Source organism: Pseudonocardia sp. WMMC193, assembly GCF_021728735.1.
Taxonomy (GTDB): Bacteria; Actinomycetota; Actinomycetes; order Mycobacteriales; family Pseudonocardiaceae; genus Pseudonocardia; species Pseudonocardia oroxyli.
Window position 1 is genome coordinate 1,458,666 of sequence record NZ_JAKKDO010000003.1, and the last position, 20,299, is coordinate 1,478,964.

The window sequence follows — 20,299 nt, forward strand, 5'->3', positions numbered from 1 at the left end:
GCCGGGTCAGGTGGTGAGGGCGTCCACGACCTGCGTGAGGGACTCCGCGACCCGGTGGAGCGCATCCGCGGGCAGAGCGGCCAGACAGACGCGGACGTCCCAGGTCGGGGCGCCGAACCCCGCACCGGGCAGCACGACGACGCCGTGGTCGTGGGCCAGGCGCACCGGGACCCGGGTGGGGTCCTGGGCCCGCAGCCGCGCGACGCCCGCCTCGCCGTGCCGCACCCGCGCGACCGCCTCGAGATCGACCAGCGCGTAGTACAGCGTGTCCTGCCCGCCGGGGGCGTCGACGCCGAGCGGCCCGAGGAGCGCGGCGGCGCGGGCGGCGAGCTCCTCCCGCAGCGACGCGGTGGGCGCGGCTCCGGACGGCAGCAGGTGCGACAGCGCGAAGAAGGCCATCTGCACCTGGTCCGGCGTGGCCAGCCCCGCGATGTTGTGCAGCGCCACCTCGCGGCTGTCCGCGACCATGCGGGCCACGAACGGCAGCGCCGCGGGGTCCGCGGTGACCGACTCGTAGCGAGCCGCGGTGGCGGGGGTCAGCAGGTCGTCGAGCAGGGAGTCCGCGGCGAGCGCCACGAACCCGAGCCGGTTGCCCGTGGCCCCGGCGTTCTTGGAGAAGCTGTGCAGGCAGATCACGTTCCGCGGGATCTCGGCGAGCAGCCCGCGGAAGCCCTCGACGAACGTCGCGTAGACGGTGTCCGCGACCACCACCAGGTCCGGCCGCTCCGTGGCGACCAGCGCGGCGATCTCGGCGAGCCGCTCGGGCCGCATCGCGCGGGTGTCCGGGTTGCCCGGGTTGATCACCATGAACGCCTTGATCGCGGGGTCCCGCAGGGCCGCGGTGAGCTGCCCCGGCTCGAACCGGTAGGCCGCGTTCGGGGCCGCCCGCACCTCGACGATGTCGAGCCCGAAGTCCGCCAGCGCCGGGATCTGCAGGTACGGGGTGAACACCGGAGCGGCGATCGCGACCTTGTCCCCGGGCCCGGGGATGCCGTTCTCCTTCAACGACCGGAAGGTGTACGCCATCGCCGCGGCCCCGCCCTCGGTGCCGAAGACACGCAACGGGACCCGGGCCCCGGTCACCTCCTGCAGGTACCGCTCCATGACGGACTCGCAGTGGCGCAGCATCCGGGTGGGGGAGGGGTAGCCGTCCCCGAGGATCGCGCGCACCCACTCCGACACCAGCTCGTCCGGGTCGGCGCCGAGCTCGGCGACCACCCAGTCGACGGCGGCGCGCAGGAAGTCCGCCGGGTCCAGCCCGGCGACCAGCCGGTCCGCGATCCCCTCCGCGGCGGGTGTGCGGCCCCAGTACGGGTCCCCGGCGACCGGGGAGCCCGCGGCCACCGCCTCCTCCACCGCGAACGTGCCGAGGCGGAAGAACGCGGCGCGCGGTGCGGTCGCGATCCAGTTCGGCTGGCCGCGGCCGGCGTCGAGCACCGGGAGGCCGGACCGACGGGCCTGCGCCGTGAGCGCGGGCTGGGCGGCCGGCCACGGTCCGGCTCGCGCGGGGCGGTGTCGGCGGTCGGGGCGGCCATCGCGGTCTCCTCGGACAACCAGCGGACACAGGGGTGGAAACGACGGAGGGTCGGCCGCCGATGACGGCGGCCGACCCTCGGTCCACGTTTGGTGGAGGACACAGGAATTGAACCTGACAGGGCGCCCCAAGTGCGCATCCCCCGTGCGGAACGAAACCTAGCGCACACCGTTTCGTCACCGCAAGGACACTCGTCAGATTCGATGATCTTCGGATCCGCCGCCGCCCGAGAACCCCGCCGCGAGCAGCTGCCGAGGAGTCGCGTCGGGGAGATACGCCCTGGTCAGGGCGATCCCGATGCGCGGCAGATCCGCCTCGTCACGGAACGCGAGATGGACGGGTTCGTAGCGCGGCGAGAACTTCGCCTTGAACGCGTGCAGCGACCGGAAACCGTAGAACGGCTCCAGCGCCCCGCCCAGCTTGTCGAGCAGCCGGTCGGTGCGGTCGAGCTCGGCGGGCACGTCCCCGCGGGCCAGCGGCGCCCCGGAGAGCGAGATGAACGCATAGCCCTCCTTGCCGAACGCCAGGCAGGCCGACGCGATCATGAACTCCATGACCGACCGGAACCCGTCGGTGCGCCGCCGCATGACGTCGAGGGTCCAGCCGTGCACCGTCCCGTCCGGCCCGTAGACGGGCATCCAGGACGTCACGCCGTGGACGCTGCCGGTCTCGTCGATCGCCAGGCCGACCTTGACCAGCGGGTCGAGCGCCTCGTCCACCCCGCCGAGGGTGAAGCCCATCTCGGGCAGGCCCTTGTCCCCGACCCACTGCTCGGAGATCGCCCGGACCTGGGCGAGGATCGCGAAGGACTCCTCGGCCAGGGTGACCAGCCGGAACTCGATGCCCTCGCGCTTGGCCTTGTTCAGCGCGGTGCGGATGTCCTGCCACTTCTTGCCCTTGAACGCGATGCCGGGCAGGTCGATGAGGGTGTCCTCGGCGATCTGCACGGTCCGCCACCCGGCCGCGCGGGCGGCCTCGGCGGCGGCGTCGGTGACCGAGAACAGGCACGGGGTGAGCCCGCCGCGCTCGGCCTCCGCGGTGAACTCGGAGACGGCGTCCGCGATCGTGCCCGCGGGGACCACCGGATCGGCCAGGGCCAGCGCGATGCCGGCGTGGCGCTGGTAGCCGACGTAGCCGCGGCCGTCCCGGGTGAAGTAGTAGCGCATCTCCGGCCACAGCGTCATCCAGGACATCGTGGAGCCGCCGACGGTGGTCAGGAGGGCGCGGGCGCGGGTCTCCGCGTCCTCGCCCACCTGGGAGCCCACGATCCGCCGCCGGATCGGGACCCGGAACGAGCGCCGGTTGAACAGCAGCGTCAGCAGCAGGCCGAGCCAGAGCAGGCCGGTGCCGATGGTGACGCTCGGGGAGGAGATGTCGATCTCCAGATCCGGCCGCGCGGCCTGCACGCTCAGCCCGACCACGGCCGCGACCAGCGTCAACGCGTTGATCACGCCGAGCACCACGGCCGCCCACCACGCCCACCGCTTGCCCAGGCGCAGGGCGTTGGCGATCACGGCGATGATCACCACGTCGACGGCGACGTCGAGCAGGGTGTCGCTGCCTCCTGTGGGGCCGAACGGGCCGCGGCCGGGGAACAGCAGCACCACGAGCTCCGTCAGCCCGATGGCGAGCAGGAGGGCGAACGCCAGCAGCCGGGTCTCGCGCCGGGTCCGCGGCCCGAACCCGGGCTCGACGCCGAACAGCCGCTGGCCCACCACGAGCCCGACGCTCACCGCGAGCAGGTGCGAGACGTCCGACAGGGTGCCCTCGAACAGCACCGCGACGAGCACGTAGAAGCCCAGCGCCGCCCGCACCCGCAGCCGCCAGGGCGAGCGCAGCGCCGCGGTCGTCACGGCGAGGACGGTGAGGGTGCCGGTGGTGAACCCGGCGTCCCGGATCGTCGCGAGGTGCTGGGCCCACGGCCACGGGAACCCGGACAGGGCCCAGACCAGCAACGACGCCGCCAGCACTCCGCCGATCTGCCCGAGCACGGCGGTCACGGCCACGACCCGGGTGCCCATCCGGATCTCGCAGGCGCCGACGATCAGCGCGAACAGCAGCAGGCCGCTGAGGAACTGGCCGGGGGTGATCGCGAAGAACGGGCCGGTGAGGAAGGTCCACACCCTTCCCTCGCGCAGCGCGGGCACGCCGTAGGCGACCTCCGGGAACCAGCCCTCCCGCCACAGCGGGCGCCAGATCGTGCGGCCCACGAGGCCCGCCAGCAGCAGCAGCGCGACGACGGTGAGCGTGAACGGGATCCGCGACCACGCCTGGGGCAGCATCCCGGTCAGCCGCGAGGCCCACGCCTCGAAGGTGACCGTGCGGGTGGGCAGCGGGGCGGACGCCGAGGGTGCGTCCGCGGCCGTGACCGGCGCGGACGAGCGGGGCCCGGGTGCCTTCGTCGGCGGCGGAGTCGGCGGCGGAGTCGTTGGTGGAGTCGGCGATGGAGTCTCCGCCGGACCGGGCGGCGGAGCCGGTGCCGCGGGCGGGCTCGCGGGCTCGGGGGTGGCGGCCGTGGTCACTGTCGGATCCCGATCCGCTGCCCCAACCAGTCCAGCGCCGGTGGCAGGGCCGCGTGCGGCACCGCCCACGAGTGCCCCTGGTCCGGGACCACCTGCGTCTGCACGGTCATCCCGGCCTGCCGGGCCGCCGTCGACAGCTGGGTCGTCCACTGCCCCACCTCCTGCTCCTCGCTGCCGTTCGCGAAGTAGCCCCAGACGTCCGGGTAGCGGTTCTGCCGCAGCAGCGTCAGGGGGGCGACCGCGTCGAAGGCCGCCTCGTTCCCCCCGAACGCCTGCTGGACGTCCTGGGCGTGGTCCGCGCTGATGGCGGGCTGCAGCTCACCCGCCACGTCGATGAAGTTCGGGTAGGTCTGCGGGTGCATCGTGGCCATCTGCAGCGCGCACGTGCCTCCGTAGGACCAGCCGCCGAAGGCCCAGTGCGCCTTGTTGGAGTCGATCCCGAGGTTGCCCTCGATCCAGGCCGGCACGTCCTGGGACAGGTAGGTGTCGGCCTTGGCGATGTTCGAGTCCATGCACATCGAGTCCGCGGAGTCGGCGCCGTTCGGGTCGACGACCACGGCGACCGGCGCGAGCCCGCCGTGCGCCGCGGCGACGCCGTCCATCAGCTCCTGCAGCTGCCCGCCGACGACCCAGTCCTCCGGGCCGCCGGGCTGCCCCGCCACCAGCACCAGCACCGGCAGCAGCGGCGGGTTCGGGGAGTTGTAGGCCGCCGGGAGGTAGATCTGCGCGGGCCTGCCCGTGAAGCCGGACCTCGTGCCCGGGATCGGCGCCGTCACGATGCTCGAGGCCCCCGTCGCAGGCCCCCGCCACCGGGAGACGACCGGGGTGGTCATCGACCGGGAGGGCGCCCCGGTCCCGCCCGAGAAGTGACGCTCGTCCTCGGTGCTGGAGAGCAGGGCACCGAGCGTGGGGTACTGCGAGAAGTACACGTTGACCTGGGACGCGCAGGCGACCAGCACCACCACGCCGCACAGGACGGCGGCGACGCTGCGGCCCACGCCCGTGCGGACGAGCGCGCCGACCGCGAGCACCACGGCGAGGACCGCGACCGCGCTCCACACGAGCACGGTGGTGGGCAGCGGCTCCGGCACCAGCTGCAGCGCGTCGACGACGAGGCGGTTGAGCAGCGCGTAGGTCAGCGCCGCGAGCAGCACCGCCAGCAGCAGGGACACCACGGCGCCGCGCCCCCGCCGGGCGAGCAGGCCCACCATCGCGAGCGCACCGATCCCGAGCACCGCGAGTGGGACCCACCCGTCGACCAACGAGACGCCCATTCCGCCCCTCTACGGCTAGCCCGACCGCGCGAGGGTAGCGAGCATGATCGGTCCGGCGGTAGGGATCCAGGTCCGGTGTTTCAGCCCAGTTGGTCGGAATAGGGGACGCGGGACCCGTCCGCGGGCAGGCGCTCGTTGACCGCGTGCGCGAGCAGGTCGTGGTCCCGCCGGGCCAGGGTCCGCCGCCCCGCGACCGCCGCCACGAGCTCGTCGGCGGACAGCGCGCCGCCGAGGGTCAGGTAGTCGACCCACACCGCGTCCGCGTCCAGCCCGGCCCGGTCCAGCCCCTGCTGCAGCTCCCGCCTGCCGCGCGACTCCAGCAGCGTCCACGCCGGGTCCCCGTCCGCCATGGGGCCGGTGTACCCACGATCATGGTCCGAGACACCAGCGGACCACGCCGGGGCGCACCCCGGTGAGCCCCTTGTAGTCCGCCACGTCGTCGGGCAGGGCGGCGAGGACCCGCCCGACCCGCCGCCGCCAGAGGGGGACGGCCGCGAGCTCGTCGAGGGAGAGCAGGTGGGTGCGGATCAGGAACAGGACCGCGCCCGAGGCACCCAGCCGGATCAGGTGCTGCAGCTCCACCCGCAGGTGCACGCGCCGTCCGAGCTCGGCGGGCGGTGCCGCGGCGAGGGCCGCGCGCTGCGGCTCCCACTCCTCGCGGACCTCGGTGGAGAGGTCCAGCCTGCGATCCACGGAGAGGGTCCAGTTCAGCCTGCGGTACTCGGCCCCCGGCGGCAGCCGCAGCAGGAACTGTTCCGCCCTGGTCAGGACGCCGGCCTCGTGGACGCGGGCCACCACGGGCCGGTGGACCTCCGCGAACCGCATGCCGGTCACGAAGGCGAGCGACCAGTCCGCCGCGAACGCGACGGCGCCCGCGTCCACCCACAGGGCGTCCTCGCGCTGGTCGAGCAGGACCACGTCCTCCTGCAGCTGACCGTTCAGGAACCCCAGCGGCCCACCGGGCAGCGACTCGTCGTCCCCGACCGTGAACCGCTGCTCGACGCCGAGGAGGTCGTTGCGCCACACGCACTGCGGGCCCTCGACGAGCGCCATGTGCGCGGGGCACTGCGCGGCGAGCTCGCGCAGCAGGGTGAGCAGGGCGTCCCAGGCGGCGGGGCGCATGTGGGGGAGCAGCTGCACCCGTGACGGGTCCCGGGCGACCACCGCGGCGCGCTCGGCCACCTCGGTGCGGTACTCGTCGTCGGGCTCGACGATGCCGGCGCCCCACTCGCCCGCGGCGGTCGCCACCGGCACCCGGGCGGGTTCGACGTTCGTGGTGTAGGTGAAGGTGTCGGCCGCGAGCGGGAAGGGGAAGCGGGACAGGCGGGTCACAGGTCGAGCTCCACGAGGGTCTCGGCGCGGGAGACGCAGGGCATGATCGCGACGGCGCGCTCGTCGGGGGCGAGGTAGTGGTCGCGGTGCAGCGGGCGCCCGCCGAGCAGGGGCAGCCTGCACTCGCCGCACACCCCCTGCCTGCACTGGGACGGCACGGCGAGTCCGGCGGCCTCGAGCGCGCCGAGCAGGGTGGTGCCCTCGGGCACGGCGAGGTCGCGGCCGGTGCGTCGGAGCCGCGCGGTGAACGCCACGCCCGGCTCCGGCGCGGCGGTGAAGCGTTCCCGGTGGATGCGGGCGCCGGGCCAGCCCGCGCGGGCGGCCGCGTCGACCACCCGGTCCTGCAGGCCGGGCGGTCCGCAGACGTAGAGGTGGGTGCCGAGGGGCTGGTCGGTGAGGTCGAGTGCGCGCTCGAGATCGGCCCGGCCGGCCTCCCGCAGCCGGTCGCCGAGCAGCGAGCGCAGCTCGGCGGCGTACGCACCGCGGCGGTGCACGTAGACCATGCGCACGTCCTGCCCCCAGCGGACGGCCTCCCGCGCGTGCGACAGCAGCGGGGTCACGCCGATCCCCCCGGCGACGAGCAGGTGCCGCCGCGCGGTCCGGACCGGCGCGAAGGTGCTGCGCGGGCCGCTCACCTCCACCCGGTCACCCGGAGCGAGCCGGTGCAGCCACGACGAGCCCGCACCCTGCCTGCGAACGGCCACGACGTACGGGTCGGTGTCGACCAGCGAGTACGCATTCCGCCGGTCCCCGCAGGTCAGGACGACGTGCGCGCCGGGCGGGGCCGCGGGCGGCGGGCCCCCGCGCGGGTCGGCCAGGGTGAGCTCGCGGATCCCCGGCGCGGGATCCGCCGTGCGCGCCACGACGAGCTCGGTCACGCGCCCGACCAGGATCCGAGGTGGGCGCCGTGGACGGTCGAGACGTGGTCGTGCACGGCCAGCCGGAGCCCGCATCCCGCGCAGTCCAGGACGGCCGCCGCGGTGCGGGTCGCGGTGCGGCAGCGGGCGCAGCGCACGACCCGCTCCCGGGAGTCGGTCACGTGCAGGGTGATCTCCGCGTCGAGCAGCACCCCCGCCCGCGCCCGCAGCGCGAGCAGGTCCGCCTCCGGCCCGGCCAGCAGCAACCGGTAGCCGACCCGGGCCGCGGTCAACCACGCGTCGAGCGGGGGCGCGGGACCGAACCAGGTCTGGACCGGCCTGCCCAGCTCCCGCAGCCGCGTCCGCCACGCCTCGGCCACGGGCCGGGCGGCGGCGTCGACGGCGACGATCCCGAAGGTCCGCCCACTCTCGTCGACCGCCACGCGCCCACCCTCCCCGACGCCGGTGAACCGGGCGTGAACGCGGGGTTCCGCCCTCAGCCCAGCTCGGGCCAGGTGAGGGCGGCCGCACCCCAGGTCGCCCCGCCACCGAACGCGGCGAGGGCCACCTTGTCGCCGCGCTGCAGCAGGCCCCGGTCGTGGGCGTCCGACAGGGCGACGGGGATGGAGGCGGCGGCGGTGTTGCCGACCCGGTCCAGGTTCATCACCACGCGGTCGGCGGGCAGCCCGAGGCGCTGGGCCACCGCCGCGAGGATGCGGCTGTTGGCCTGGTGCCCGACGAACCGGTCCACGTCCGCCACCCCCCAGCCGACGGTCTCGAGCACCTCGCGGGTCGAGCCGGTCATCCGCTCCACGGCCTGCCGGTAGACCGCCTGGCCCTGCATGGCGAACCAGCGTTCGTCGCCCTCCGGGTCCCGGGAGCCCCCGCCGGGGGTGATGATCAGGTCCTCCTGGCCGCCGTCCGCGCCGAGGGTGATGGCGTGCACCCCGCCGCCGCCCGCGCGCAGCACCACGGCGCCCGCGCCGTCGCCGAACAGGAACGCCGTGCGGCGGTCCTCCGGGTCGACGATCGTGGAGAACGTGTCCGCGGCGACCAGGAGCACGGAGTCCGTGACGCCGCCCGCGATCATGCCGGTCGCGGTGGAGAGGCCGTAGAGGAAGCCGGAGCAGACGGCGTTGACGTCGAACGCCGGGATCGTGCCCAGGCCGAGCTTCGCCGCGACCAGCGGCGCCGTGCCCGGACAGGTGCGGTCCGGCGTGGTCGTGGCCAGCACGAGCAGCCCCACCTCGCCGGTGCCGCCGGTGCGCAGGTCGTGCTTGAGCGCCCGGGCGCCGGCCTCGGCGGCCAGGTCGGACGTGGCCGTGCCGGGGTCCACGTGGTGGCGGGTGGCGATGCCGCTGCGGCTGCGGATCCAGTCGTCCGAGGTGTCCAGACGGGCCACGAGGTCGTGGTTCGTCACCACCCGCGGGGGGAGCGCGTGCCCGATCCCGGTGATCCGGGGGAGGCGGTCCTGCATGCGGGACACCTGGCTTCGGTCGGCGACGGCGGACCGGGACCAGTCTTCCACGTCGTGGGGTTCGCACAACTGGGGTGTGACGGGGCTGTCCGGAGTTGACAACTGGGTCTTCCTCGGAAACCCTGGCCGCACTCGAGGAGGAGGCGCGATGGAGTGGACCGGCGCGCGGTACGCCGACGGCCCGACGGTGCAGGTCGAGACCTGGGTCGACGCGCCCCCGGAGCGGGTCTGGCCCGCGGTGGTGGACGTGACCGCGATGCCCGACCAGAGCCCGGAGATCGTCCACGTCGAGTGGCTCGACGGCGGGCCGGAGGTCGGCTCCCGGTTCCGCGGCCGTAGCTCCCACGCGTCGCTGGGGGAGTGGGAGACCGTGTCCCACGTCGTCGAGTGCGAGGAGCCGCGGGTGTTCGCCTGGGCCGTCGCCGATCCCGACGAACCCACCGCCACCTGGCGCTTCACCCTCGACACGGTCGACGGCGGCACCCGGCTGCGCCAGTCGGTGCGGATGGGGCCCGCGCCGTCGGGGCTGAGCCTGGCCATCGAGGCGATGCCGGACAAGGAACAGAAGATCGTGTTCGTCCGGCTCCGCGAGTTCGAGCGGAACATGACCGGCACCGTCGAGGCGATCAAGAAGCGCGTCGAGGGGGCATGAGGACCGCCACCACCGTCGAGGGGGCCGGGTCGGTCGAGTTCGTCGTCGAGGCGGAGAAGCTGGGTCTGGACGACGTGTACGTCGCCGAGGCGTGGGGGCCGGACGCCGTGTCCGTCCTCGGCCATCTCGCCGCCCGCACTTCCCGGATCCGCCTCGGGTCCGGGGTCCTGCAGGTCGGCACCCGTTCGCCCGTCGCGATCGCGCAGGCCGCGCTCTCGCTGGCCGAGCTGTCGGGAGACCGGTTCGTCCTCGGGCTCGGCCCCTCCGGGCCGCAGGTGGTCGAGGGCCTGCACGGGGTGTCGTTCGCCCGCCCCCTGACCCGGCTGCGCGAGACCCTGGACGTGGTCCGGCAGGTGTGCGCGGGGGAGAAGGTGGAGCTGCACGGGTCCACGGTCCGGATCCCGCTGCCCGGGGAGTCCCGTCCGATGCGGGTGTCGGTCGCCCCGCGGGAGATCCCGGTCTACCTGGCGGCGCTGTCCCCGGCGATGCTGCGGCTCACCGGCGAGACGGCGGACGGCTGGCTGGGCACGAGCTTCGTGCCCGAGGGCGCGGCCGCCTACTTCGGGCCGCTCGACGAGGGCCTGGCCGCAGCCGGTCGCACCCGGGCGGACCTGGACGTCTGCCAGGGGGCGGAGGTCGGCTTCGCCCGGGACGAGGCGGAGCTCGCCGAGATGGTCGCCGCGCGCAAGCCCGGCCTCGCGTTCAGCCTCGGCGGCATGGGGTCGGCCCGCACGAACTTCTACACCGCCGCGTACTCCCGTCAGGGCTGGGCGGACGTCGCTGCCGCCGTCCGGGAGCGGTGGCAGGCGGGTGACCGCATCGGCGCCGCCGACCTCGTGACGGACGAGATGGTGCTGGCCACGACCTTGCTCGGCACCGAGGAGGGGGTCCGGGAGCGCCTGCGGGTGTGGCAGGCCGCGGGCGTGGACACCGTCCGCCTCTACCCGGCAGGCGAGACCCTCGACGAGAAGCTGACCACCCTCGGCCGCGCCCTCGACTTGGTCCCGTGATCTGCGCCTACGGCGCCCGTGCGTGGTAAGTGGTGCCAGAGCACCACTTACCACGCACGAGCGGCGAAGCCGCAGCTCTGCAACCTGAGTGCAACGGTTGCCGCGGTTGCCGCGCCGGCGTGACTGTGGACACATGAGAGCAGCGCGGTTCCACGGGCCCGGCGACATCCGCATCGACGAGATGCCCGACCCGCAGGTCGGCCCCGGCCAGGTCGAGATCGCGGTCGACTGGTGCGGGATCTGCGGCACGGACCTGCACGAGTACCTCGAGGGCCCCATCTTCATCCCCCCGAAGGGCGAGCCGCACCCGCTCACCGGCGTCGAGCTCCCGGTGGTGCTGGGGCACGAGTTCGCCGGGGTGGTGGCGGCGGTCGGGGCCGGGGTGAGCGGGGTGTCGGAGGGCGACCGGGTGGCCGTCGAGCCGTACTGGGTGTGCGGGACGTGCGTGGCCTGCCGGTCCGGGCGCTACAACGTCTGTCGCAGCCTCGGGTTCGTCGGCCTCGCCGGGGACCAGGGCGGGTTCGCCGAACGGTGTGTGGTCGACCAGCGCTGGGTGCACCCGCTCGGCGACCTCCCGACGGACCTGGGCGCGCTCGTCGAGCCCCTCGCCGTCGGCTACCACGCGGTCCGGCTGTCCGGGATGCGGCCGGGCGGCACCGCCGTCGTCTACGGCGCCGGACCGATCGGCCTGGTCACCACCGCGGCGCTGAAGGCCGCGGGCGCGGGGCGGGTGATCGTCGTCGAGCCGGCGGCGGCGCGGAAGGCGAAGGCCGGGCCCGCGGGCGCGGACGTCGTGATCGACCCCGTCACGGACGACGCCCCGGCCGCCGTGCTGGACCTGACCGGCGGCGGCGCGGACGTCGCGTTCGAGTGCGCCGGGATCGACGCCGTGCTGGCCTCGGCGATCGGGTCGGTGCGTCCCGGCGGCACGGTCTGCAACGTCGCGATCTGGGGCCACGTGCCGTCGGTCGCGGTGAACGACCTGGTCATGAGCGAGGTGAACCTGATCGGCTCGCTCGCCTACTGCGACGACCACCCGTCCGTGATCGAGCTGCTGCAGAGCGGCCGCGTGGACGCCGCGCAGTTCATCTCCGGCCGCATCGGGCTCGACGACCTGGTGACCGGCGGGTTCCGCGAGCTGATCGACAACAAGGAGGAGAACGTGAAGATCCTGGTGTCGCCCAAGGAGGTCCTGGCATGACCGTCGCCCTGGTGACCGGAGCCGGCCGCGGCATCGGCCGCGCGATCGCGCTCCGGCTCGCGACGGACGGCCACGCCGTCGCGGTGAACGACGTGAACAAGGCGGGCGCCGAGGACGTCGCGGCCGAGATCACCGCGGCGGGCGGCCGTGCGCTCGCCCTCGGCGGTGACGTCGGGGACCGCGAGGCGGTGTTCGGGCTGGTCGCCGACACCGTCGCCCAGCTCGGCGGGCTGGACGTGATGGTCAACAACGCCGGGATCGCCCAGGTCAAGACGCTCCTCGAGGTCACTCCCGAGGACCTGCAGCGGATGCTCGGGATCAACGTCGGCGGGGTGCTGTGGGGCATCCAGGCCGCCGCCGAGCACATGCGCGACCACGGCGGCGGGAAGATCGTCAACGCCTCGTCGATCGCCGGGCACTCGGGATTCGACTTCCTCGGGCACTACTCGGCGAGCAAGTTCGCGGTGCGGGCGCTGACCCAGGCGGCGGCGAAGGAGCTGGGACCGCACGGCATCACGGTGAACTCGTACTGCCCGGGCATCGTCGGCACGGACATGTGGGACCTGATCGACGAGAAGCTCGGCCCCTACTTGGGCAAGGAGCGCGGCGAGACGCTCAAGGCCTACACCGAGCTGATCACCCTCAAGCGGGTGCAGACCCCCGAGGAGGTGGCCGGGTTCGTGTCTTACCTCGCCGGCCCCGACGCCGACTACATGACCGGCCAGTCGGTGATGATCGACGGCGGCATCGTGATGGTCTGACGGCCGCGCTCGTGCGTGGTGAGTGGTGCTCTGGCACCACTTACCACGCACGGGCGGCGGAGCCGCGGGTCACAGCCAGGTCGGGTCCGTCTCCAGGGTGGTGCGGTCGAGCGTGGCGAGGAGGTCGAGCTGCGGGCCGACCTTGGGCAGCTCGAAGCGGAGGAAGTACTGCGCCGCGGCGCGTTTGCCGCGGGCGAGGGCGTCCTGCCGGTCGCCGGTGGCGAGCGCCTGGTCCACCCACAACCACGCGACCACGATGTGTCCCGCCGCCTCCAGGTACACGCTCGCGTTCGCGAGCCGCTCCTCGGCGTCCGGGTGGGCGTGCAGGATCTCGGTGACCTCGACGAGCCGGTCGAGCGCCTGCTGGAGCTCCTTCGACCCGGCGCGTGCTGCGGTGTCCGCGATCCGGGCGCACAGCTGCCCGAACCCGGGGGTGCGCACCTTGCGCCCCAACAGGTCCGCGCCCTGGATGCCGTGCGTGCCCTCGTGGATCGGGTTGAGCCGGTTGTCCCGGTAGTGCTGCTCCACGTCGTACTCGCGGGTGTAGCCGTAGCCGCCGTGGACCTGGATCGCGAGCGCGTTCGCCTCCAGGCCCCACTGGGAGGGCCAGCTCTTCGCGATCGGGGTGAGCACCTCCAGGAGCTCGCGCTCCCCGGTGTCGACGAGCATGCCGCAGTAGAGGACGAGCGCCAGCGCCCCCTCGGCGTAGGCCTTCTGCGCGAGCAGCATCCGTCGGACGTCCGCGTGCTCGATGATCGGCACCATCGGCGTCGACGGGTCCTTGGCGCCTGCGGGCCGCCCCTGCGGCCGGCTCTTCGCGTAGTTCAGCGACTTGAGGTAGCCGGTGTAGGCCAGCGCGGCCGCGCCCGCCCCGACGCCGACCCGGGCCTCGTTCATCATGTGGAACATGGCGGCCAGGCCGCGGCCCTCGGCGCCGACCAGCCACCCGGTCGCGCCCTCGAAGCTCAGCACCGTGTTGACGGTGCCGCGCCAGCCCATCTTGTGGTTGATCCCGGTGAGCACCACCGGGTTGCGGGTGCCGTCCGGGAGCACCTTGGGCACCAGGAACAGCGAGATGCCCTTCACCCCGGGCGGTCCGCCCGGAACCTTGGCCAGCACGAGGTGGACGATGTTCTCGCCCAGCTCGTGGTCGCCCCCGGAGATCCACATCTTGGTGCCGGTGAGGGCGTGGGTGCCGTCGGACCGCGGCTCCGCGCGGGTCGTGATGTCGGCCAGGGACGAGCCCGCCTGCGGCTCGGAGAGGCACATCGTGCCGTGCACCCGGCCGGCCAGCATGTCCGGCACGTACCGCTCGACGAGCTCGGGTGCGGCGTGGGCGAGCAGCAGGTTCGCGTTGGCCACGGTCAGCATCGCGTACGCCCAGGTGCCCACGTTGGCCGCGTGGAACCAGGCCTGCACCGCCGTCCCGACGACGTGGGGGAGCTGCAGACCACCCGCGGACTCGTCCATGGTCGCGCTGAGCAGCCCGGCCTCCGCCGCGGCCCGCAGGGCGGGTGCGACCTCGTCGTGCAGCACGACGCGGCCCTCCTCGAACCGGGGCTCCTCGGCGTCGTTGCGCTTGTTGTGCGGGGCGAACCGCTCGGTCGCCAGGTCCGCGGCCAGCTCCAGCACCGCGTCGAACGTCTCCCGCGAGTGCTCCGCGAAGCGCGGCAGCGCCGTCAGCTCCTCCACCCGCAGCCAGTCGTGGAGCAGGAACTCCAGGTCTCGCCGCGACAGGATCAGGTCGCGCTCGTGCATGCCCACCCCTAGGTTACTGATCGATCAGTAACCTAGGATGGGCGTCATGCAGGATCGGGTCAAGGCCATTCTCGCGGGGCTCGACCTCTGGGCTGAGTGGCCCTCGCCCACCCAGCGCCGGATCGTCGGGGCCGCGTTGGAGTCCTTCGCCGAGCGCGGCTTCCACGGCACCTCGCTCAAGCACATCGCGGCCGGGTCGGGCCTGTCGACCGCCGCCCTCTACGTGCACTTCGCGTCCAAGGAGGAGCTGCTGTTCGCGCTGTCCCGCCGCGGACACGCGCTGGCCCGCGACCTCGTCGCCCAGGCCGCGGAGGGCGAGCCCGCCCGGGCGCTGTCGGTGCTGGTCGGGGCGTTCACGCACTGGCACGCCGAGCACCGGACCATCGCCCGCGTGGTGCAGTACGAGCAGAGCGCGCTGGAGCACGGGCACGCGCTCGAGATCGCCGCCCTGCGGCGGGACACCGAGCGCATCGTCCGCGACCTGCTCGGCCGCGGCGTCGACGCGGGGGTCTTCGCCGTGTCCGACGTCCCCGGCGCGGCCGCCGCCGTCCTGTCCCTCGGGATCGACGTCGCCCGCTGGTACGGCCCGGGCGGGCGCTGGAGCCCCCACGAGCTGGCCGCGCTCTACGCGGACCTCGCCGCGCGCATGCTCGGCGTGCCGTGATCCGCCTTCGGTCGTGAGTGGTAAGTGGTGCTCTGGCACCACTTACCACGCACGGGCGGCGCAGCCGCGGATCTCCAGCATCGTGCAGCCGTCGACCGTGCGGTACGGGCCGTGCGGCATCCCGGGGCGGCGGGACGCGTAGTGGCCCGGCCCGAACGTCCGGCCCAGCGTGAGGTCGGTCAGGCTGCCCGCCAGCACGTAGACCTCCTCGTGGAAGTCGTGCCGGATCACCCCGGCCGGACTCGTGTCCAGGCCGGGCGCCCAGCGGGTGATCCGGGTGAGCGCGCCGTCGTCCCCGCGGCTGAGTACCCGCTCCTCGACCCCCTCGCCCGCGGGCGTCCACGGGACGGAGGAGACGGGGAAGAACTCGTGCTCGGAGCGGATCGGCCGGCTCATCAGCCGATGGGGTCGGGCAGCCGGTCCACCGCGTACGCCAGGGGTAGGACGTCCCCGGTGGCGGGGTCGGCGAGCTCGACCCGCCAGCCGTCGGCGAACTGGTCGACGCCCGCGACCATCGCCACCGTGCCGGAGAGCAGGACCGTGCCGGGCGCGAGCCAGCCGCGCTCGCGCAGCACGTCGAGCCAGTAGGCCGGGGCGAGCAGGGCGCCGAGCTTCGCGTCCTGGATCAGCTGCTCGTGCTCGCCGTGGCGGACCCACGCGCGCAGCGAGACGGCGTCGACGTCCGCGATCTCCGACAGTCGCCAGGCCCGGGTGCCCAGCACGTCCAGCCCCGCGTTCTTGCTCCAGGCCACCCCGTGGACCTCGAGGTCGCGGTCGGTGTGGTCGCAGGCGACGGTGAGCAGGGGGTCGGAGACGTCCTCGCCGAGGACGAGCGCCCACTCCGCCTCGCCCGAGGTGCGGCCGTGCTGGGCGGGCACGGTCTCGGACTGTGCGGCCAGATAGGGCGAAACGGGGTACAGGGCAGGGGTGACCTCCGGTGCCGGAACGCCCAGCTCGGCCAGCTCCGCCACGTGCGCGGCCACCTCCTCCTGGGCGCGGCCCGCGTACCCGGCGTTGAACACGCGGGTGACGGCGACGGAACGGGTGCTGCCGTCCGGCAGGGCGAAGCTGAGCACGGGGCCTCCTGTGTCGATCCTGTTTCATACCTTGCGCATGCCGACTGTATACAGCAAGTATGGGGCCCGTCCAGGAGAGGAGCTCCCATGACCACACCTCCCGTCGACCGACGGTCGCTGAGGAAGGCGTTCGCCGCGAGCCTGTCCGGTACCTCGCTGGAGTGGTACGACTTCGCGGTCTACTCGGCCGCCGCGGCGCTCGTCTTCCCGCAGCTGTTCTTCCCGTCGTCCGACCCGCTGACCGGCACGCTGCTGGCCTTCTCGACCTACGCCGTCGGGTACGTGTCGCGGCCGCTGGGCGGGATCGTGTTCGGCAGGCTCGGGGACCGGATCGGCCGCAAGCAGGTCCTCGTCGTCACGCTGTTGCTGATCGGCGTGGCCACCTTCCTGATCGGTGCGCTGCCGAGCTACGCGAGCATCGGCGTCGCGGCCCCCGTGCTCCTGGTGCTGCTGCGGTTCGCCCAGGGTGTCGGCGTCGGCGGTGAGTGGGGCGGCGCGGTGCTGCTCTCCAGCGAGTTCGGCGACCCGCGCAAGCGCGGCTTCTGGTCCTCCGCCGCCCAGGTCGGCCCGCCCGCGGGCAACCTGCTGTCCAACGGCGTGCTCGCCGTGCTCACCGCGGTGCTGTCCGAGGAGGCCTTCCTCTCGTGGGGCTGGCGGGTGGCCTTCCTGCTCTCGGCGGTGCTGGTCGCGTTCGGGCTGTGGATCCGGCTGAAGCTGGAGGACACGCCCGTGTTCAAGGCGATCGAGGAGTCCGGCGACCGGCCGACCGCGCCGGTCACCGAGGTGTTCCGGGACGAGTGGCGCGGGCTCCTCGCCGCCGTGCTGAGCCGGATCGGGCCGGACGTGCTGTACGCGTTGTTCACCGTGTTCGTCCTGTCCTACGGCACGACGCACGGCTACAGCCGCGCGCAGGTGCTCAGCGCCACGCTCGTCGGCGCGGCGCTGCAGCTGTTCTGCATCCCGCTCGCGGGCGCACTGACCGACCGGGTCAACCGCAGGCTGGTCTACGCGGTCGCCGCGGTGGCGGGTGCGGTGTGGCCCTTCGTGTTCTTCGGGATGGTCGGCGACGGGGCGATGGTGCCGCTGATCCTCGGCGTCGTGCTCGGGCTGCTGTGCCACTCGTTCATGTACGGGCCGCAGGCGGCGTTCGTGACCGAGCAGTTCAGCCCCCGGCTGCGCTACACCGGCAGCTCGCTCGGCTACACGATCGCGGGCGTGTTCGGCGGGGCGATCGCCCCGCTGGCGTTCACCGCGCTCAACGGCGGGTTCGGCTGGGTGGCCGTCGCGCTGTACGTGCTGGTCGCGTGCGTGCTGACGCTCGTCGGGCTGCTGCTGGGCCGCAACCCCGACCACGCCGAGGACGAGGCCTACCTCAGGCCTCGAGAAGTACCCGCTGAGTGAGGGCGAGGTGGTCGTCGATCGCGGCCCTGGCCTCGACGACGTCCCCCTCGGCCAGCGCCCGCACGATCCGCTCGTGCTCGGTGCACACCGCGCGCTGGCGGGGGCTGCTCGCGTGGACCGCGGCCACGCCGAGCCTGCGCTGGCGGACCCGCAGGCCCGCGTAGGTGCGGGAGAGCATGGTGTTGCCGCCCGCGTCCACCAGCGCCTGGTGGAACACCATGTCCCGGTCGATGAAGGCGGTGGCGTCCGCGCCGGTCTCGGCCAGCTCGTCCTGCTCGGCGAGGACGCGGCGCAGGGTCGCGAACGGGACGGTGCCCTCGGCCAGGGCGCGCTCGGCGCAGTGCCGCTCCAGGACCCCGCGCAGCTCCATCAGCTCGCGGATCTGCCGCCCGGTCAGCGGTGGCACGTAGGCGCCGCGACCGGGGATCATCTCGACCAGCCCGTCCGCGACGAGGAGCAGCAGCGCCTCGCGGACCGGGGTGCGGCTGACCCCGATGCGGGTGGCGAGCTCGCCCTCGTTGAGGAACGTCCCCTCGACCTCCGGGTCGACGAGGACGGCCTCGCGCAGGTGATGGAGCGCCTTGTCGCGGCCCGAGATCGGCATACAGTAGGTATACAGCACAGTCGGTTCCGAATTGAGGAGGCAGCCCGGTGCGGATCGCCCTGGCCCAGATCGTGTCGACCCCGTCGCCCGCGGAGAACCTCGAGCTGGTGGCCGCCGAGACCGCCCGGGCCGCCGAGGCGGGAGCCCGGGTCGTCGTGTTCCCCGAGGCCACCATGTGCTGCTTCGGGGTGCGGCTGCCCGCCGAGCCGCTCGACGGCGCGTGGGCCACGGGCGTCCGGAAGGTCGCGGCGGAGCACGGCGTCACCGTGGTCGCCGGGATGTTCACCCCGGACCCCGACGGTCGCGTGCGCAACACCCTGCTCGCCACCGGCGGCGGGGTCGAGGCGCACTACGACAAGATCCACCTGTTCGACGCGTTCGGGTTCGCCGAGTCGGACACCGTCGCCCCCGGCGCCGCCCCGGTCACCATCGAGGTCGACGGGGTGACCGTCGGCCTCGCCACCTGCTACGACGTGCGCTTCCCCGGCCTGTTCCAGAAGCTGGGCGACCTCGGCGCGCAGGTCGTGCTGATGCCGGCGTCCTGGGGGGCGGGCCCGGGCAAGCGTGCGCAGTGGGACCTGCTGGTCCGCGCCCGCGCGCTGGACTCGACGTGCCTGGTCGCGGCGTGCGACCAGGCCGACCCGACGACCGTGGGCCGCGCGGCGGGCAAGGCGCCGACCGGGATCGGGGCGAGCCTGGTGGCGAGCCCGTTCGGCGAGATCGTGGCCCAGCTCGACGCGCAGCCGGACCTGCTGGTCCAGGACCTGGACCTCGCCGTCGTCGAGCAGGCACGGGCCGCCATCCCGGTGCTGGCCAACCGCCGCTTCTGACCGGTCAGAGGGTCAGGGTGGCGTAGCGCTCGCCCGCGGTGTTCTCCACGACGACCGACTGGACCTGGTCGGGCGCGACGCCCGCGCTGCCGTCGAGGTGCACGCCGTTCGTCTCGCCCTGCGCCGGCACCACCCAGCCGCCCGCGATCTCCTCGGTGCCGTCCTTGGCCACCACCACCATCCGGCAGTGCTCGCCCGCGGGGACGCCCTTGACGTTCGCGGCGAGCCGGACCCAGCCGTTCGCCGGGGTGACCGTCACGGCCGCGGTGACGGCCCCCTGCGTCGTCTCCATCGTGCGGGCGCCCGCGGCCTGGGTGACGGCGGGCGGTGACTGCGGGGCCAGGGCCTGACCGGCCACGACGCCGCCGCCGAGGAGCGCGGCGCCCACCACGGCCGCCGCGATCCCGCGGGTCCAGAGCCGGCGGCGGTGCTCCGCGGCCCGTTCGGACCGGATCTCGCGCAGGGCGCGGTGGAGCACCAGGTCGGAGTCGGGCGGGCCCTCCAGCAGGGCCTCGTCGGGGAGCTCGTCCAGGGTCTGCGTCATGGCGCGCAGGTCCTCCCACTCGGCGCGGCACTGCGCGCACTGCTCGAGATGGCGTTCGACCTCCGCCTGCTCGTCGGGGTCGAGCAGGCCGAGGACGTGCGCGGACAGCTCGCCGCCGGCGACGCTTCCACAGGTGGTCATCCGAGCACCCCCTCGGGCTCGTTGGCGGTCGGGCCGAGCGCGCTGCGCAGGGCACGCAGCGCGTAGTACGAGCGGGACTTCACCGTCCCCGGCGGGACGCCGAGGACCCGGGCCGCCTCCGGCAGCGTCCGGCCGCGGAAGTAGACCTCCGCGAGGACGTCCCGGTGGTCGGGGGAGAGCTTCTCCAGGGCGGGCAGCACGGTCAGCGCGTCCACCACCGAGTCCGCGTGGTCGCGGGTGGCCGCCGGCGGCGCCGCGTCCTCCTCGACCTCCGCGGGCCGGGCCCGCTGGGCGCGGACCCGGTCGGTGACCAGGTTGCGGGCCACGGTGAGCAGCCAGCTGCGGACGGAGCCGCGGCCGTTGGTCAGGACGTCCGAGTGCTGCCAGGCCCGCACCAGGACCTCCTGCACGACGTCCTCCGCGGCCGCCCGGTCACCGAGCAGCCGGGTGGTGTACGCCAACAGCGCCCGCCCGTGCTCGGCGTAGACGGCGCGGATGAGCGCCTCGTCGGGGTCACGTGGCCCCGACCGCTGCCGGGTGCGCCCGCGCGCCCGGTGAGCTGACTCGACCATGCACGCTCCCGGCTCAGGATGGGCCTCAGGCCCGGTGAGGGTAGCGAAGTCCACGTCTCCGACACGGACGGCGGCGGGGAACGGTTCGG

Annotated in this window: 21 protein-coding genes; 7 read left to right on the forward strand and 14 right to left on the reverse strand. The window is 74.0% G+C overall.

Going from position 1 to position 20,299, the window contains the following annotated elements:
* Window positions 1-6: 6 nt before the first annotated feature.
* The 8 genes from L3X23_RS08390 to L3X23_RS08425 all read right to left on the reverse strand — a co-directional run bounded on the left by L3X23_RS08390 (window position 7) and on the right by L3X23_RS08425 (window position 8,996).
* On the reverse strand, window positions 7-1,665 hold the full coding sequence (locus L3X23_RS08390; protein ID WP_255733924.1) for a bifunctional aspartate transaminase/aspartate 4-decarboxylase: 1,659 nt from the start codon (window positions 1,663-1,665) through the stop codon (window positions 7-9).
* Window positions 1,666-1,728: 63 nt separating this feature from the next.
* Window positions 1,729-4,056, reverse strand: a complete 2,328-nt coding sequence (locus L3X23_RS08395) for a bifunctional lysylphosphatidylglycerol flippase/synthetase MprF (RefSeq protein WP_237191535.1) — start codon at window positions 4,054-4,056, stop codon at window positions 1,729-1,731.
* Entirely contained in the window at window positions 4,053-5,330 is a 1,278-nt protein-coding gene (locus tag L3X23_RS08400; RefSeq protein ID WP_237191536.1) for an alpha/beta hydrolase family protein, read from the reverse strand. Before L3X23_RS08400 ends, L3X23_RS08395 begins: the two co-directional genes overlap by 4 nt.
* An 80-nt stretch (window positions 5,331-5,410) precedes the next feature.
* Window positions 5,411-5,680, reverse strand: coding sequence for a hypothetical protein (locus L3X23_RS08405; protein WP_237191537.1), 270 nt, complete (start codon window positions 5,678-5,680; stop codon window positions 5,411-5,413).
* Window positions 5,681-5,699: 19 nt separating this feature from the next.
* On the reverse strand, window positions 5,700-6,662 hold the full coding sequence (locus tag L3X23_RS08410) for a DUF3445 domain-containing protein (RefSeq protein WP_237191538.1): 963 nt from the start codon (window positions 6,660-6,662) through the stop codon (window positions 5,700-5,702).
* Complete coding sequence (locus L3X23_RS08415) at window positions 6,659-7,540, reverse strand: 2Fe-2S iron-sulfur cluster-binding protein (protein WP_237191539.1); 882 nt, start codon at window positions 7,538-7,540, stop codon at window positions 6,659-6,661. The genes L3X23_RS08410 and L3X23_RS08415 overlap by 4 nt, the downstream gene beginning before the upstream one ends.
* Window positions 7,537-7,962, reverse strand: coding sequence for a dimethylamine monooxygenase subunit DmmA family protein (locus L3X23_RS36070; RefSeq protein ID WP_237191540.1), 426 nt, complete (start codon window positions 7,960-7,962; stop codon window positions 7,537-7,539). Before L3X23_RS36070 ends, L3X23_RS08415 begins: the two co-directional genes overlap by 4 nt.
* Window positions 7,963-8,015: 53 nt before the next feature.
* Window positions 8,016-8,996 carry a beta-ketoacyl-ACP synthase III gene (locus L3X23_RS08425; protein WP_237191541.1) on the reverse strand — a complete coding sequence of 327 codons (981 nt, stop codon included), beginning with the start codon at window positions 8,994-8,996 and terminating at the stop codon, window positions 8,016-8,018.
* A gap of 148 nt (window positions 8,997-9,144) precedes the next feature.
* On the opposite strand from L3X23_RS08425, the gene L3X23_RS08430 reads away from it, so the two are divergent.
* From L3X23_RS08430 to L3X23_RS08445, 4 genes are all read left to right on the forward strand, one after another.
* Window positions 9,145-9,648, forward strand: coding sequence for an SRPBCC family protein (locus tag L3X23_RS08430; RefSeq protein WP_237191542.1), 504 nt, complete (start codon window positions 9,145-9,147; stop codon window positions 9,646-9,648).
* On the forward strand, window positions 9,645-10,658 hold the full coding sequence (locus L3X23_RS08435; RefSeq protein ID WP_237191543.1) for an LLM class flavin-dependent oxidoreductase: 1,014 nt from the start codon (window positions 9,645-9,647) through the stop codon (window positions 10,656-10,658). The genes L3X23_RS08430 and L3X23_RS08435 overlap by 4 nt, the downstream gene beginning before the upstream one ends.
* A gap of 133 nt (window positions 10,659-10,791) precedes the next feature.
* A complete protein-coding gene (locus L3X23_RS08440) occupies window positions 10,792-11,859 on the forward strand; it encodes a 2,3-butanediol dehydrogenase (RefSeq protein ID WP_237191544.1) in 1,068 nt (355 codons plus the stop codon).
* On the forward strand, window positions 11,856-12,620 hold the full coding sequence (locus L3X23_RS08445) for an acetoin reductase (protein WP_237191545.1): 765 nt from the start codon (window positions 11,856-11,858) through the stop codon (window positions 12,618-12,620). The genes L3X23_RS08440 and L3X23_RS08445 overlap by 4 nt, the downstream gene beginning before the upstream one ends.
* 69 nt (window positions 12,621-12,689) lie before the next feature.
* Here L3X23_RS08445 and L3X23_RS08450 read toward each other — a convergent pair whose 3' ends face one another.
* Entirely contained in the window at window positions 12,690-14,378 is a 1,689-nt protein-coding gene (locus L3X23_RS08450) for an acyl-CoA dehydrogenase (RefSeq protein WP_237191546.1), read from the reverse strand.
* Between the two features lie 46 nt (window positions 14,379-14,424).
* Between L3X23_RS08450 and L3X23_RS08455 the strand changes: the two genes are divergently transcribed.
* On the forward strand, window positions 14,425-15,042 hold the full coding sequence (locus L3X23_RS08455; protein ID WP_237191547.1) for a TetR/AcrR family transcriptional regulator: 618 nt from the start codon (window positions 14,425-14,427) through the stop codon (window positions 15,040-15,042).
* Between the two features lie 42 nt (window positions 15,043-15,084).
* Here the strand turns inward: L3X23_RS08455 and L3X23_RS08460 are convergent, their stop codons facing one another.
* Together L3X23_RS08460 and L3X23_RS08465 are read right to left on the reverse strand one after the other, a co-directional pair.
* A complete protein-coding gene (locus L3X23_RS08460; RefSeq protein WP_237191548.1) occupies window positions 15,085-15,438 on the reverse strand; it encodes a cupin domain-containing protein in 354 nt (117 codons plus the stop codon).
* Window positions 15,438-16,118, reverse strand: coding sequence for a DUF2848 domain-containing protein (locus L3X23_RS08465; RefSeq protein WP_237191549.1), 681 nt, complete (start codon window positions 16,116-16,118; stop codon window positions 15,438-15,440). The genes L3X23_RS08460 and L3X23_RS08465 overlap by 1 nt, the downstream gene beginning before the upstream one ends.
* An 87-nt stretch (window positions 16,119-16,205) precedes the next feature.
* On the opposite strand from L3X23_RS08465, the gene L3X23_RS08470 reads away from it, so the two are divergent.
* Window positions 16,206-17,519: an MFS transporter gene (locus tag L3X23_RS08470; protein ID WP_237191550.1), complete on the forward strand. Its 1,314-nt coding sequence runs from the start codon at window positions 16,206-16,208 to the stop codon at window positions 17,517-17,519.
* Here L3X23_RS08470 and L3X23_RS08475 read toward each other — a convergent pair.
* Window positions 17,491-18,123, reverse strand: a complete 633-nt coding sequence (locus L3X23_RS08475; RefSeq protein ID WP_237191551.1) for a GntR family transcriptional regulator — start codon at window positions 18,121-18,123, stop codon at window positions 17,491-17,493. The two genes, L3X23_RS08470 and L3X23_RS08475, sit on opposite strands and share 29 nt — an antisense overlap.
* A gap of 47 nt (window positions 18,124-18,170) precedes the next feature.
* Here L3X23_RS08475 and L3X23_RS08480 point away from each other — a divergent pair, with 47 nt between their 5' ends.
* The gene (locus L3X23_RS08480) at window positions 18,171-18,953 is read left to right on the forward strand and encodes a carbon-nitrogen hydrolase family protein (RefSeq protein WP_237191552.1); all 783 of its coding nucleotides are present in this window, start codon (window positions 18,171-18,173) and stop codon (window positions 18,951-18,953) included.
* Between the two features lie 4 nt (window positions 18,954-18,957).
* Here the strand turns inward: L3X23_RS08480 and L3X23_RS08485 are convergent, their stop codons facing one another.
* Window positions 18,958-19,638 (reverse strand): anti-sigma factor, encoded by a 681-nt coding sequence (locus L3X23_RS08485; protein ID WP_237191553.1) that lies wholly within the window; start codon window positions 19,636-19,638, stop codon window positions 18,958-18,960.
* A complete protein-coding gene (locus tag L3X23_RS08490; RefSeq protein ID WP_093074825.1) occupies window positions 19,635-20,210 on the reverse strand; it encodes a sigma-70 family RNA polymerase sigma factor in 576 nt (191 codons plus the stop codon). The genes L3X23_RS08485 and L3X23_RS08490 overlap by 4 nt, the downstream gene beginning before the upstream one ends.
* Window positions 20,211-20,299: the final 89 nt, after the last annotated feature.